Annotated in this window: 14 protein-coding genes; 5 read left to right on the top strand and 9 right to left on the bottom strand. The window is 68.4% G+C overall.

Features of this window, described 5'->3' with window-relative positions:
* Window positions 1-23 precede the first annotated feature (23 nt).
* From waaF to F3J10_RS10335, 4 genes are all read left to right on the top strand, one after another.
* Entirely contained in the window at window positions 24-1,064 is a 1,041-nt protein-coding gene (gene waaF / locus F3J10_RS10320; RefSeq protein WP_166913278.1) for a lipopolysaccharide heptosyltransferase II, read from the top strand.
* Between the two features lie 118 nt (window positions 1,065-1,182).
* Entirely contained in the window at window positions 1,183-1,629 is a 447-nt protein-coding gene (locus tag F3J10_RS10325) for a nuclear transport factor 2 family protein (RefSeq protein WP_013699252.1), read from the top strand.
* 16 nt (window positions 1,630-1,645) lie between these two features.
* Window positions 1,646-2,692, top strand: coding sequence for an alpha/beta fold hydrolase (locus tag F3J10_RS10330; protein WP_167242002.1), 1,047 nt, complete (start codon window positions 1,646-1,648; stop codon window positions 2,690-2,692).
* Window positions 2,685-3,263: a DUF2946 family protein gene (locus tag F3J10_RS10335; RefSeq protein WP_025096957.1), complete on the top strand. Its 579-nt coding sequence runs from the start codon at window positions 2,685-2,687 to the stop codon at window positions 3,261-3,263. The genes F3J10_RS10330 and F3J10_RS10335 overlap by 8 nt, the downstream gene beginning before the upstream one ends.
* Before the next feature lie 28 nt (window positions 3,264-3,291).
* On the opposite strand, the gene F3J10_RS10340 is transcribed toward F3J10_RS10335, so the two are convergent.
* The gene (locus F3J10_RS10340; protein ID WP_167242003.1) at window positions 3,292-5,034 is read right to left on the bottom strand and encodes a M48 family metalloprotease; all 1,743 of its coding nucleotides are present in this window, start codon (window positions 5,032-5,034) and stop codon (window positions 3,292-3,294) included.
* 144 nt (window positions 5,035-5,178) lie between these two features.
* Here F3J10_RS10340 and moaC point away from each other — a divergent pair, with 144 nt between their 5' ends.
* Entirely contained in the window at window positions 5,179-5,658 is a 480-nt protein-coding gene (moaC, locus tag F3J10_RS10345) for a cyclic pyranopterin monophosphate synthase MoaC (protein WP_013699256.1), read from the top strand.
* Between the two features lie 60 nt (window positions 5,659-5,718).
* On the opposite strand, the gene F3J10_RS10350 is transcribed toward moaC, so the two are convergent.
* From F3J10_RS10350 to sucC, 8 genes are all read right to left on the bottom strand, one after another.
* The gene (locus F3J10_RS10350) at window positions 5,719-6,813 is read right to left on the bottom strand and encodes a porin (protein WP_167242004.1); all 1,095 of its coding nucleotides are present in this window, start codon (window positions 6,811-6,813) and stop codon (window positions 5,719-5,721) included.
* Between the two features lie 301 nt (window positions 6,814-7,114).
* The gene (locus tag F3J10_RS10355) at window positions 7,115-7,477 is read right to left on the bottom strand and encodes a TonB family protein (protein ID WP_167242005.1); all 363 of its coding nucleotides are present in this window, start codon (window positions 7,475-7,477) and stop codon (window positions 7,115-7,117) included.
* Window positions 7,478-7,636: 159 nt separating this feature from the next.
* On the bottom strand, window positions 7,637-8,101 hold the full coding sequence (locus tag F3J10_RS10360) for a DUF2501 domain-containing protein (RefSeq protein WP_025096953.1): 465 nt from the start codon (window positions 8,099-8,101) through the stop codon (window positions 7,637-7,639).
* A gap of 307 nt (window positions 8,102-8,408) precedes the next feature.
* Window positions 8,409-10,193 carry a Wzy polymerase domain-containing protein gene (locus F3J10_RS10365; protein WP_167242006.1) on the bottom strand — a complete coding sequence of 595 codons (1,785 nt, stop codon included), beginning with the start codon at window positions 10,191-10,193 and terminating at the stop codon, window positions 8,409-8,411.
* A gap of 180 nt (window positions 10,194-10,373) precedes the next feature.
* Window positions 10,374-10,991: a pilin gene (locus F3J10_RS10370; protein ID WP_025096951.1), complete on the bottom strand. Its 618-nt coding sequence runs from the start codon at window positions 10,989-10,991 to the stop codon at window positions 10,374-10,376.
* A gap of 148 nt (window positions 10,992-11,139) precedes the next feature.
* Window positions 11,140-11,841 carry a TerC family protein gene (locus tag F3J10_RS10375; RefSeq protein ID WP_025096950.1) on the bottom strand — a complete coding sequence of 234 codons (702 nt, stop codon included), beginning with the start codon at window positions 11,839-11,841 and terminating at the stop codon, window positions 11,140-11,142.
* A gap of 210 nt (window positions 11,842-12,051) precedes the next feature.
* Complete coding sequence (gene sucD / locus F3J10_RS10380; protein WP_013699263.1) at window positions 12,052-12,933, bottom strand: succinate--CoA ligase subunit alpha; 882 nt, start codon at window positions 12,931-12,933, stop codon at window positions 12,052-12,054.
* A gap of 67 nt (window positions 12,934-13,000) precedes the next feature.
* A complete protein-coding gene (gene sucC, locus F3J10_RS10385) occupies window positions 13,001-14,182 on the bottom strand; it encodes an ADP-forming succinate--CoA ligase subunit beta (protein ID WP_308015976.1) in 1,182 nt (393 codons plus the stop codon).
* Between the last annotated feature and the right edge of the window lie 6 nt (window positions 14,183-14,188).

A 14,188-nucleotide genomic window follows, 5' to 3' on the forward strand; every position in this document is an offset into this window, starting at 1 on the left:
ACAAGACACCGGATATCGACCTGATGCGTCGCGCGTTGGTAATCGCACCGAACTGGATCGGTGACGCATTGATGGCGCAGCCGCTTTTCGCGCTGCTGAAGAAACTGCACCCCCGCATCGTGATCGACGCGCTCGCGCCGAGCTGGGTCGCGCCCGTGCTCGAGCGCATGCCCGAGATCCACGAGGTGCACGCCACCGACCTGGCCCACGGCAAGCTGCAGATGCTGCGCCGCTGGCAACTGGCCAGCGACCTGCGCGAGGTCGGCTACGACGCCGCCTACGTGCTGCCGAATTCGCTGAAATCGGCGCTGATCCCCTGGCTGGCCGGGATCCCGCTGCGCATCGGCTACACCGGCGAGTCGCGCTACGCCCTGCTCAACGTGCGCCACGCGAACCCGCCCAAGGCACGCGATTCGCGTCCGCCGATGGTGCCGTTCTACGCCGCGCTGGCCTACGCGCCCGGCGCGAAGCTCGACGAGGCGCTCAAGTCCCTGCCGATGCCGCGCCTGGAGGCCGACCTCAACGAGAGCGCGCGCGTCTCGACGCGCTTCCACCTGGACACGCGCAAGCCGCTGATCGTGTTCTGCCCCGGCGCCGAGTACGGCCCGGCCAAGCGCTGGCCGCCCGAGCATTTCGCGGCGCTGGCGAGGATCGTCGGCCAATCCTTCCCCTATACGCAGATGATCGCGCTGGGCTCGCCCAAGGATGCGCCGGCCGCCCAGGCGATCGCCGATCAGGCCCCCGGCGTGCGCAACCTGTGCGGGCAGACCTCGCTGTCCGAGGCCTGCGCGCTGATCGCGCGCGCCAACGCGGTGGTCACCAACGATTCGGGCCTGATGCACGTGGCCGCCGCGCTGCGACGCCCGCTGGTCGCGCTTTATGGCTCGACCGATCCGCGCCACACTCCGCCGCTCTCGGATCTGGCAAAGGTACAATGGCTGCAGCTCGAATGCAGCCCCTGCTTCCAGCGCGAATGCCCGCTCGGCCACCTGAACTGCCTGCGCGAGCTGAGCCCGGAGCAGGTCTTCGCCGACCTGCGCGGCATGCTGGTCGGCCAGCGCTGAGGGGAGCCGGGCCGCGGCCCGGCCCGGCGCGCGTTCGAGACAGTCATTGCGGTACTTGCGAAGGCGGCCTCGCGGCCGCTGCCTTGTAATAGCGCGCCTTGCGCGAGAGATAAACCCGATGCCACGTTTTGCCCGCCTCTTCGAAGCCGCCGCCGACACGCTGAACGCCTACTACCAGTCGGTCGCCGACGCGAACCTCGACGCCCTGATGGTCCTGTGGATCGACGAGGATTTCGCGAGCTGCATCTGGTCCGACGGCGCGCACCTGCACGGCCTCGAGCAGATCCGCAGCGGCTTCGCGCAGCGCATGACGGCACGCCCGGTGACCATCGAGCCGCTCGACATCCGCGTCTACGACAGCCTCGGCACGGTGGTCTACACGGTCGCGGAAGCCCATCAGTACGCCGATGGCGGCAGCGAGCCCGACATGGTGTTCGCCACCTACGTGATGATCCACGAGCGCGGCGAATGGCGGATCGCCCATATCCACGCCAGCCCGATCCCGGACCAGGCCGCCAGCCAGTTCGCCGCCAAGATCCGCCACGGCCAGGGCCCGCTGCACTGAGGCCGGCACGCGCGCGATGAGTACCGATACACCGCCGTCGCCGCTCACCGGGCTCGCGCAGCCCGCCGCCGAGCTGCTGCGCTACGTGGCCCCGCGCTGGCTGCCCTCCAATCACGCCCAGACGATCTTCCCGGCGCTGTTCGGCCGCCGCCCCGAGGTGAGCTACCGGCGCGAGCGCTGGGACACGCCCGACGGCGACTTCATCGATCTCGACTGGGTCACCCACCCGCCCAGCGGCCTCGCCGGCGGCGAGCCCTCGCCCGAGGCGCCGCTGGTGGTGATGTTCCACGGGCTCGAGGGCAATTCCGATTCCCGCTACGCGCGCCTGCTGATGGCGGCCGCGCGCGACCTGGGCTGGCACGGCGTGGTGCCGCATTTCCGCAGTTGCAGCGGCGAGCTGAACCGCCTGCCGCGCTTCTACCACCTGGCCGACGCCGACGAGGTCGACTGGATCCTGCGCCGGCTCGCCGCCCGGCATCGCGGCCCGCTGTTCGCGGTGGGCGTCTCGCTCGGCGGCAACGTGCTGCTGCACTGGCTCGGCGAGCGGCGCGGCAACCGCTCGCTGGTGGCGGCCGCCGCCGCGGTGTCGACCCCGCTCGACGTGCACGCCGGCGGCCGGGCCATCTCGCAGGGCTTCTCGATGGTCTACACGCGCTCCTTCCTGAAGACGCTGAAGCTCAAGGGGCTCGCCAAGCTCGCCCAGCATCCCGGCATCTTCGATCGGCGCGCGATGCTGGCCGCGCGCACCATGCACGAGTTCGACGACATCGTCACCGCGCCGCTGCACGGCTTCGCGGGCGCCGACGACTACTGGACGCGCGCCACGGTGCGGGCCAAGCTGCCCGGCATCGAGATTCCCACCCTGATCCTCAACGCCCGCAACGACCCGTTCCTGCCGGCCACCGCGCTGCCCGGCCCGGCCGACGTGTCGCGCGCGGTCGAGTTGGACCAGCCCGAGCACGGCGGCCACGTCGGCTTCATGACCGGGCCCTTCCCGGGCCAGGCCGACTGGCTGCCGCTGCGCGTCTTCGGCTTCGTTTCCCGCTTCCTAGACCATGGATGACATCGTTCGCCAGGCACTGGCCAAATGGCCCAACGTCCCGCATTGCACGGGCTGGCTGCTGCTCGACCGCCGCGGCGACTGGCGCATGCGCGACGAGGCCGCCCAGGCCGCCGGCGCGCCCGGCACCGCGATCCGCCATGCCGCGCTGATCGCCTTCATCGCGCGCAACTACGAGCGCGACGAAGCAGGGCAATGGTTCTTCCAGAACGGGCCGCAGCGCGTCTACGTCGAGCTGGCCTACACGCCCTGGATCGTGCGCCTGGCGACCGACGAGCACGGGGTGCCGGGACTGACCGACCAGACCGGCCAGGCCTTCGAGCCGGCCGGCGCCTGGCTGGACGACCAGGGCGGCGTGCTGTTCTCCGACGCGTCGACGCCGCCGCGCGTGGCCGCCCTGCACGACCACGACCTCGGCCTGTTCGCCGATCACGCCACGCTCGACGAGCAAGGCACGGGCGGCCGCTTCCACTGGCGGCCCGGCGTCGATCTCTCGCTGGCCTCGATCGGCCGCGACGAGGTGCCGGCCCGCTTCGCCTTCGTCGCGAGCCCGGCCGCGCGCGCCGCCGGCTGAGCCGAAACCCGCCTCGAGCGCGGCACGTCTAGCCGCGCTCGTCCTCCTTGTCGTTCTGCTCTTCCTTGTAGCGCTGCTCGAAGTCGTGCAGCCGCGCCGTGATGATCGACTGCTCGTAGAAGCTCACCGCCTTGTCGTCGCGCGCATCGCGCAGTTGGCGGATCGCCGAGGGCCAGGCGCCGTCGAGCGCGAGCTTTTCCGCCAGCGCGCGCCGCCGCGTGATCGCGTCGCCGCTGCCCTGCGCCGCCTGGGCCAGGTAGCTCCACCAGTCGGGCTGGCGCGGATCCGATTCGGCCTGCGTGCGCGCCATGCGCTGCGCCTCGCGGAATCGCCCGGCCGCCAGCAGCGCCTGCAGATGCGCGATGATCGCCGCGTGCGAACCCGGCCAGCGCTGCTGCGCCAGTTGCGCGAGCCGCAGCGCCTCGTCGGTGCGGCCGGCGCGGCGCGCGATCTCGGCGCCCAGCACGTCCAGGCTCGGCGTGCTCGACGCGGTCGTGCCCTCGTCCTGCTGGATGCGGGCGAAACGCTCGCGCGCGCTCGCCAGCGCCGCGTCCGCCTCGCCGAAGTTGCCGAGCTGCAGTTGCCCCAGCGCGATGCCGTACCAGTTCGCCGCCACGCTCGGCGCGATCCGGTCGTCGATCTCGCTGCGCATGCGGCGCACCTCGTTGGCGACGTCGGACGGCGAGCGGTTCTGCAGGATCCGCAGCCGCGCCCGCGCAAACACGTATTCCGGCGCCTGGCGCGGCTGGCGATAGGGTACGCGACGCGCGCGGTCGTCCATGTCGGCGAGCCGGTCGATGGTGAGCGGATGGGTGCGCACGTACTCGGGCACGCCGGCGTCGCCCAGGGTCGAGCGATCGAGGCGCTCGAAGAAGCCCGGCATGCCGTAGGGATCGTAGCCGGCCGCCGTCAGCAACTGGAAGCCGACGCGATCGGCCTCGCGTTCGGCGCCGCGCGAGAAGCGCAGCTGGTTGTCGACCACGTAGGCTTGCCCGCCCAGCGCGATCGCGCTGCCGAGATCGCCGCTGCGCGCCAGCACGCCGGCCAGCACGCCGATCAGCATCGAGGCCAGCGCCGCGTAGCCGGTCTTCTCGCTGGCGCCGAGCATGCGCGCGATATGCCGTTGCAGCACGTGGCCCATTTCATGGCCCAGCACCGAGGCGAGTTCGGATTCGGTGCGCGTCATGATCACCAGCCCGCTGTTCACGCCGATGAAACCGCCGGGCAGCGAGAACGCGTTGATCTGCGCGTCGCGCATCGGGAACAGGTCGAAGTCGGGACGATCGCCGCCGATGAACTGGGCCGCGGCGGCGGCCGAGAGCCGGGCCGCGACCGAGTTCAGGTAGTCGCGCACCAGCCAGTCGTCGAGATAGTCGGGATCGCGCCGCACCTCGCGCATCACGCGCTCGCCGAGCCGGCGTTCGGCCTGCGGAGTCAGCGCGCCGCCGGAGCCGTCGCCGAGGTTGGGCAGTTGCTGGCTCTGCAGCGGGCTGCGCAGGCTGGGCGCCGGCGCGCCGGGCGTGCCCGCCAGCCGTGCGCGCTCGCCGCCGTAGGTGCCGAATACGCCCGGCGCGATTTCATCGGGGATGGCGGGCGCCGTGGAAATGCCGTCGAGCACGCCCGGCAGGCGCGCGGCGCCGGCCGCGGGCGAGGCGGCCACGACCGGCGACGAAGCCGCCTGGGCAGGCCGCGACGATTGCGCGTGACTGCCCGGCGGCAGGGCGAGCACGGCCGACAGCGAGACGGCGAGCAGGGATCGGACACGCGGCATGGACGGCATCGAACGCGGCGGACTCGGGCGTGGGTTCGGGTCTGAATCCCGGAATCTGGGTTGGCGATATCGGCTGACATTGTACTGGCGCCCAGGCCTCGCGGCGCGCGCTGCTATGATGGGCGCCCAGCTCAGGAGCGACTCATGCCAGGACTCACCCACTTCGACGCGGCCGGCCATGCGCACATGGTCGATGTCGGCGACAAACAGGAAACGCGACGCATCGCGATCGCGCGCGGCGCGATCCGGATGCTGCCCGACACGCTCGCGCTGATCCGCGACGGCCGCGCGAAAAAAGGCGACGTGATCGGCGTGGCGCGCATCGCGGCGATCCAGGGCGCCAAGCGCACGTCGGACCTGATTCCGCTGTGCCACCCGCTGGCGCTCACGCGCGTGGCGGTCGACTTCGAATTCGACGAGGCCCTGCCCGGCGTGCGCTGCACGGCCCAGGTCGAGACGCTCGGGCGCACCGGCGTGGAGATGGAAGCGCTGACCGCCGTGCAGGTCGGCCTGCTCACCGTCTACGACATGTGCAAGGCGGTCGATCGCGGGATGGTGATCGGCGAGGTGGGGGTGGTCGAGAAGAAAGGCGGGAAGTCGGGGGATTGGAAGGTGGAGGGCTGACAGGCCGTTGATGGACGAATGGCGCCGCAAGCGGCGCCATTCGTTCGTCCAGCCCGGCGATCAGAACGCCGTGCGGATGCCCACGCGCGCCACCGTCTGGTTGCGCGAGGAAGAGTCGGTGAGGTCGGCGATCGACGCGGGCTGGTTCCCCGAGGTGTGCTGATACAGCCCCTGCACATAGACCTCGGTGCGCCGCGAGAGGTGATACCCCGCCGTCGCGCCGATCTCGTTGAGGTGCGGATGGTTGTTGCTGCGCAGCACCTCGATCGATGCATTCGTGTACAGGTACATCATCGCCACGTACCAGGCCGAGCTGAAGTCATACTTCGCGTTGAATTCCACGTTGTCGAACCTGATGTCACGCAGCAGGCCGTCGCGCGGCGCCGCGTAGAGATTCGTGTGCGTATACACCAGGCCCAGCGTGGCCGCGCCGAACACATAGCTGGCGCCCGCGGCGGCCACCCGCTGCGTGCCCGCGTGGTAGATCGAGCCCACCACCGCGCCCGACGCATTCAGGTCTTCCCCGTCGACGTTCATGTAGGCCGCCGCCGCCGTGAGCGGGCCGCCGCTATAGCGCGCGCCGACGCTCCAGGCGCGATTGCCTGCGAACTGGCCGGCCTGGTTGCTGAAGCCGTACAGGCCGCCGAACTGCACGCCCGAATACTCGGCGCTGGTGTACTTGACCGCATTGTTGATACTGAAGCTCTGGTCGAGGTTGTCGGCGTCGAAGGGATGCCCGAACAGGCCGCCGCCCCAACTGCCGGCCGCGCTCAGCGGCGCGACGTAATCGACCACGGAATCGTACTGCCGGCCCAGCGTGATCGTGCCGAGTCGATCCGATGAAAGGCCGACATAGGCCTGCCGGCCGAATATCACGCCGCTCTGGACCAGGGCGCCATTATTGAGGCCGAAATCGTTCTCGAGCCGAAACACCGCATGCAGGCCGCCGCCGAGATCCTCGCTGCCCTTCACCCCCCAGCGATTGCCGAGTTGCCGGATATTGCTCGACAGCGTGTAATTCGAATGACCCGCTTCGTTGCTGATGTAATCGAAGCCCTCGTCGATCGTGCCATACAGCGTGACACTGCTCTGTGCATATGCCGCGCCTGCCGACATGGCCAGCAATGCCGGGACGAGCGTCCTTGCTATTTTCATGTATTCCCCGAATGGAGCGCTGATGCTTGGTGGAGTGGTAATGCGCTTCTCTTTCTGCTTCGGGGGCGATTCTAAAGATCGGAACTTTCGAGACGATTACCGATGTCGCCGCGCTACAACGCATTAGCGGCTTCATCGATCCGACTTGATTACAGGTTTAATAATCGGCGGCAACGATTTTCGAATTTCCATGCAATCGCTTTCCATCGACTTTCAGGAATGCGATTGCCCATTCAATTTTCCCGATCTCGATTTCGAGGACGATCGTCGGAATCGCGATGTGCGCCCGGGCCGCCTCGCCCTACTTCGGCTGCCCCACGTCGGGCTCGAATACGAACGGCTGCGTCAGCGTGAAGGGCGAGGGCTTGCCGCCATAGGCGGCCTTCTGCGTGCAACGCGCGCGCGACATGGCCGCCACGGCGGCGCGATCGGCGGCGGCATTGCGGCTGCTGGTGGTAATGGTGACGTTCTCGGGTTCGCCCGAGGCGGTGATCAGCGCGCGCACCAGCACCGTCACCTCGCGGTCGATGGGACGCGCATCGTCGGGATAGACGGCGACGGGAATCGTGCAGGACAGCGTATTGTCGTGCGGCAGGAACATCGCGCAGCCGGCCAGTTGCAGGGCAACGAGCGGCACGGCGAGCGTCTTCGCGTGGCGGATCATGGCGTGGCTTCCCCGGGTATTTGCGTCGCGTTGGTCGGTCGCGATCGGCAGAGCGGCGCCGATGCACGCGAGGCTGCCCGAGTTGCCGGACCGGCTCGCGCGCATCGGCGCCGCGTGGTCTGTTCGTGGCGGCGTGATGCCTTGCCGCGCCTGTCGAGCTTACAGCATCGACTTGGCTTGCGTCAGCACCTTGTCGCAGATCTGTTTGGTCAACTGCTGCTTGAGGCCGCCGCCGCTCAGGTCCAGCGTCTTGCCGTTGCCGCCGTCGAGGATGCCGTTGCTGCCGCTTGTGAAGCCGCTATCCGACTGCGGATTGCCGCCGAGCTTGCCCAGCAACTGGTCCTTCACCGAGCTCGCGCCGCCGCTGCCCAGATACTGGTTCTGGATGCAGAACTGCAGCACGCCGGCCACGTTGCCGAGGCTGGACGGCATCAGCGACGAACCACCGCCGCCGAGTGCCCCGCCCAGGCCACCGAGATTGCCGGCCAGGCCGCCGGAATTCTGCGTGGCCGAACCGCCGGCCTGCTTGAGCATGTCGCCCAGTTGCGCGTAAGCGCCCGTCGCCGTCAGCGACAGGCCGATCAGGATGCCGGCTGCCACGGCACGGCCAGTACGAATCTTCATCGTGATCCTCCCAGGTTATGAATGTCGGCGCTGCGAATTGCCGATCGTCAGCATAACCGAAGCGAAGCGACAGCTTCGGCCGAGGGGACCGAATCGGCGGCCAAGTTGACGATGTTTGTAGGAATCGTGCCGGAAAGCGGTGCAATGCGCTTCGATGTCTCGGCAACGGAAGGTTTCGCGATGGCGCTCGCCGGCGGAAACGAAGCGGCCCGCACCTGTCACCGCCGGGGTGATGGGTGCGGGCCGCTTCGGCTTGCCCTGGGTCGATTGGAGCGTCGCGCGCCACCTTCGACCGCCAGCCATGGACTCAGTCGTCGGAATCGTCGCTGTCGTCCTCGTCCTCGCTGGCCGTGCCGGCCGGCTTGCCGTAGCGCGACACCAGCGATTGCCGGAACCCGGTGAGCGACGGCTGCGCGTCGACGAGCTTGTAGAGCGCCGCCAGTTGCGCCGGCCAGTCGTGCAGTTCCTCCGCGAAGATCTTCAGGCGCGCGACGGTGTCGAGCGCATCGCCCTCGCGGCCGTCCAGCGCCTCGAGCACCGCGTAGCGGCGCAGCACCGTCTCGCCCGGCAGCAGCGCGAGCGCGCGTTGATGCGCGGCCAGCTTCGCGGGAAGGTCGTCGCGCGAGATCGGCATCAGCGTGGCCGCGCCGTATTCGCCCCAGGCGCCGAACAGGAAGGACGGCGCGGCGCGATACTGCTCGGCCGGATTCGAGCCGTAGTACAGCACCTCGGCACGCTGGTAGTCGCGCAGCACCGGGTACAGCGCCAGCAAGGCAGCCACCGACACGATCGCGAACACGCCATGCGCGATGCGCCCCGGCAGCATGCGCAGCGGCTGCGTCTCGAGCAGCCCGATCACGAACATCGCCGGCAGCGTGAAGAAGGTGTATTGCTGCGGATACTCGACCAGCGCATGCATCAGCAGCACGCCGATCAGGGCGAGCCCGTAGATCCGCTCGACCGTGTGCGGCACGCGCAGCGCGCGCACCAGCCACAGCAGCAGCGCGACCAGCAGCACGCCGAGCCCGAGTACGCCCGACTTGGCCAGCAGGTCGATGAAGATGTCGTGCGAATTGTTCGCGATCTCGACGCCGCCGAGCGTGCGCACCAGCTCGAACTGGTGCAGCGGGAACTCGCCCCAGCCCACGCCGAGCCAGGGATGCTCGCGGAACATGGTCAGCCCGTATTTCCACAGTGCCAGGCGCGGCGCGATCTGTCCGGCATCGCGCATGCGCTCGGCCGCCGATTCGGCGAGTCCGAGGTGATAGTGGACGTTGGCCCAGCGCACCACGATATTGACGATCACGAACACGGCCGCCAGCGCGAGCGGATAAAGCCAGGCCGCGCCGCGCCCCTGCCCGCGCCGGGCGGCGGCGAGCGCCGCCCACAGCCCCGCAACCACCATCACCGCCACCTGCAGCCAGGGCCCGCGCGAAACGGTGAAGGCCAGCCCCGCCGACAACAGGATCGACAGCGGCAGCCAACCCCAGGCCGGCAGCCGCCGCGACTGCGCGAGGTAGAGCGTGCTGGCCAGCGCGAAGGCGATATAGGTGGCGAGATGGTTCGCCTGGGCCATGTTGCCGTAGGGCCGGCGATCGGCGAGCACGCCGTAGCTGACCACGAAGGGCGAGAACGTGTGCTCGAGGTGCAGCAACTGGACCACCTGGCAGCCGACCGCGAACACGCCGCCCACGATCAGCGCGCCGGCCATCATGCGCGTGACGGTCTCGACCGAGTGGATCCGGCCGAGCAGGTAACCCGATTGCATCGCGACCAGCGCCGCCAGCAGGTAACCGAGCGCGAGCCAGTTCATCGACGGCTGCGACAGCGGCAGCAGCACGGTCTGCGCGATCAGCACCGCGCCGAACGCGAGCGGCGCGCTCCAGGCGCGCGGCGCGGCGAACGGCCGGACCGCTCGCTCGCCGCGCAGCATCAGCGTGACGATCACGCCGAGCAGCGCGTACAGGCCGAACGCCGTGAATTCGGAATAGAACGTCGGGATCGGATAGGTATGGTTGGTGACCGCGTACGGCAGGATCAGGGCAACGGCTAGCGCAATCAGCGATAAAGAACGCAGGACGGAAGAAGGCATGAGCGAACCGGATGTCAGCAACCGGCGCACTATACAAAAAATTTCCCCCGCTGAGTCGCCCGCGTGCGGATCTGTCGATACATCGACAGCCGGCGGCGGGCGGAACGCAGGTCCGCCCCCATTTCCCGGCCGCCGGCGCGCTCAGGGCAAGCCGCTCAAACAACCCTTCAGGCCAGCCATTCAGGCACGACACTCGGGCGGCGCGAACTTGCCGGCCAGCGTCGGCGCCTCGGCCGGTACCGGCCCCGAACCCGGCGCCGGCAGGGACGAGGCGCCCTTGCCCGCGGCGAAACACTCCCAGGTGATCGAGCCGGCCTGCACCGTGCCCTGCGCGAGTTCCACGCGTCCCGTGGGCGCCTCGGCATTGTCGGGCGCCGAAGGCACCAGCACCAGCGTATTCGAGCCGGCCGGGGCGACGCGCGTGGAGTAGGCGATGCGGATCTGGCCGGACGTGTCGTCCACCTCGATCGATTCGACATTGCGCGTGGCGGGCGGCGAGGCGTAACCGCCCGAGAAGGCCGTGCCGCTCGCCGCGTTCTCGGCCACCGCCAGCCGCGCCGAGGCGGCCAGCGCGATGCCCTCGCCCACACGGCTGCGGGCCAGGTAATCCTGGTACGCGGGAATCGCATAGGCGGCCACCACGCCGACGATGGCCAGCACGATCATCAATTCGATCAGCGTGAAGCCGCCCGGGCCCTCTCTCGTTCGTGCAAGGCCACGCGAGCGCGGGCGGATCCGCCTGGCGCAGAGGCGCCGCGACAACTGCTGGAACAGGGCAAGGGACAAGGCTTCGAACATGAATGAGAGGCTCCGGAAACGAAACAGGCCTGCCGCTTGGGCAGACCTGTCGATCCTAGCCAGCACGTCGCGCGCCGGGCAGTCGGCCGGAAGACCTATGCCGGATGGCTGCGGCAGCGCCACGCATGCGGCGCGCGAGGGCTCGCGCTCAGTGCGCCTTGGCGGCGCGGCGCCGCTTCCACCAGAGCCCGATCGCCACCACCAGCAGCGCGCCGGCGATGCTCGCGCCATGCACCAGGGCCGGCGCGTCGAGCTGCGGCCAGCGGTCGAGCGCGGGATCGCCGATGATGAGCCCGCCGCCGATCCAGCCGAGCAGCGCGGCGCCGAGGATCACGATGACGGGGAAGCGGTCGAGCAACTTCAGTACCAGGGTGCTGCCCCAGACGATCACCGGGATGCTGACCACCAGCCCGAAGATCACCAGCGCGAGCCGGTGCTGCGGATCGGCGCGTTCGGCCGCGCCGGCGATCGCGATCACGTTGTCGATGCTCATCACCGCGTCGGCCACGATGATGGTGCGCACCGCCGCCCACAGCCGGTCGGCGCCCTGGATGCCGTCGTGCCCTTCCTCGGCCGGCGCGATCAGCTTGGCGCCGATCCAGAGCAGCAGCAGGCCGCCCGCGAGCTTCAGGAACGGGATGTCGAGCAGCAGCACCGCGAAGCTGATCAGCACCACGCGCAGCACGATCGCGCCGACGGTGCCCCAGATCACGCCGCGCAGGCGCTGGTTGTCGGGCAGGTTGCGGCAGGCGAGCGCGATCACGACCGCGTTGTCGCCGCCGAGCAGCAGATCGATGATGACGATCTGCACGACGGCGGCCCAGTTGAGCGTGGCGAGGAATTCGAACATGGATGAAGGCTGGAGACAGAGGGCCCGCGAGGGCGAGGAGCGTACCGGGTGCGAACCGGCGGCACGCGCGACGACGCGGGCCATCGCCGGGCCGGTCATGCGAGGGCCCCACGCGCCGCGTCCAAATTACACAAGCCTTGCAGACTAACAAAAAAAACGCCGGCGCGAGGCCGGCGTTTCGACACGGCGGGACGAATCCCGCGTGCTCGCTTAGATCGCTGCCTTGAGCAGGCGACCCATTTCCGACGGATTGCGCGTGACCTTGATGCCGCACGCATCCATGATTTCCAGCTTGGCTTCGGCCGTATCGGCACCGCCCGAGATCAGCGCGCCGGCGTGGCCCATGCGCTTGCCCGGAGGCGCCGTGACGCCGGCGATGAAGCCGACCACCGGCTTCTTCATGTTGTCCTTGATCCACTCGGCTGCCGTCGCTTCGTCCGGGCCGCCGATTTCGCCGATCATGACGACCGCATCCGTGTCCGGATCGTCGTTGAACATGCGCATCACGTCGATGTGCTTCAGGCCGTTGATCGGATCGCCGCCGATACCGACCGCCGACGACTGGCCGAGGCCCAGTGCCGTGAGCTGGGCAACCGCTTCATAGGTCAGCGTGCCCGAACGCGACACGACGCCGATGCGGCCCTTGCGGTGGATGTGACCCGGCATGATGCCGATCTTCAGTTCGTCCGGCGTGATCGTGCCCGGGCAGTTCGGCCCGAGCAGCAGCGTCTTGCGGCCTTCGCGACGCATGCGGTCCTTCACTTCGATCATGTCGCGAACCGGAATGCCTTCGGTGATGCAGATCGCCAGATCGAGGTCGGCCTCGACGGCTTCCCAGATCGCAGCGGCCGCGCCTGCCGGCGGCACGTAGATGACCGAGACGGTCGCGCCGGTTTCCTGCTTCGCTTCCTTGACGCTCGCGTAGATCGGAATGCCTTCGAAATCCTCGCCGGCCTTCTTCGGGTTCACGCCCGCGACGAACGCCTCACGGCCGTTCGCGTACTCGCGGCAGGCGCGCGTGTGGAACTGGCCAGTCTTGCCGGTAATGCCCTGCGTGATGACCTTGGTGTCTTTGTTGATCAGAATCGACATGTATTGACCTCTGTTCGATAGGCGTCGCGTTTGATCGCGCCGCCATGCGTGTTCAATGCAACGATGCTTACTTGCCGGCGGCTGCCGCGACGACCTTCTGCGCGGCTTCTTCCATGCTGTCCGCCGAGATGATCGGCAGGCCCGACTCGGCCAGCATCTTCTTGCCCAGGTCTTCGTTGGTGCCCTTCATGCGCACCACCAGCGGCACGCCGAGGTTCACGGCCTTCGAGCCGGCGATCACGCCTTCGGCGATCACGTCGCAGCGCATGATGCCGCCGAAGATGTTGACCAGGATTGCCTTCAGGTCCGGGTTCTTCAGCATCAGCTTGAACGCTTCCGTGACCTTCTCGGTCGTCGCGCCACCGCCGACGTCCAGGAAGTTCGCCGGTTCGCCGCCGAACAGCTTGATGGTGTCCATGGTGGCCATCGCCAGGCCGGCGCCGTTCACCAGGCAGCCGATGTTGCCGTCCAGCGAGATGTAGGCGAGATCGAACTTCGAGGCTTCGATTTCAGCCGGATCTTCTTCGTCCAGATCGCGGTAGGCGACGATTTCCGGGTGACGGAACAGCGCGTTCGAGTCGAAGTTGAACTTCGCGTCGAGGGCGGTGACCTTGCCGTCGCTGGAAACGTTCAGCGGGTTGATTTCGGCCAGCGATGCGTCGGTTTCCCAGAACGCCTTGTACAGGCCTTGCAGGATCGCGCGCGCTTGCGGAATCGAGGCAGCCGGCACGCCGATCTTCGCGGCGAGGTCGTCGGCCTGTGCATCGAGCAGACCGGTCGACGGCTCGACGATGACCTGGTGGATCAGCTCCGGATGCTTTTCTGCCACTTCCTCGATGTCCATGCCGCCTTCGCTCGAACCCATCAGGACGATCTTTTGCGAGACGCGATCGACGACGAGGCTGACATACAGTTCCTGCTTGATGTCGGCGCCTTCCTCGACCATCAGGCGGTTGACCTTCTGGCCTTCCGGGCCGGTCTGGTGCGTGACGAGCTGCATGCCGAGGATCTGGCTCGCGTACTCGCGAACCTGCTCGATCGACTTCGCCACCTTCACGCCGCCGCCCTTGCCACGGCCACCCGCGTGAATCTGAGCCTTCACGACCCACACCGGGCCGCCCAGCTCTTCTGCCACCTTGACGGCATCTTCAACCGAGAACGCCGGCTTGCCGCGCGGGACCGCGACTCCGAATTTCCGCAGGATTTCCTTACCCTGGTACTCGTGAATCTTCATGCGTGATTCCTTCAGTCTGAG

The sequence above is a fragment of the Burkholderia sp. Cy-637 genome, assembly GCF_011753175.1.
In the GTDB taxonomy this organism is placed as follows: domain Bacteria; phylum Pseudomonadota; class Gammaproteobacteria; order Burkholderiales; family Burkholderiaceae; genus Burkholderia; species Burkholderia gladioli.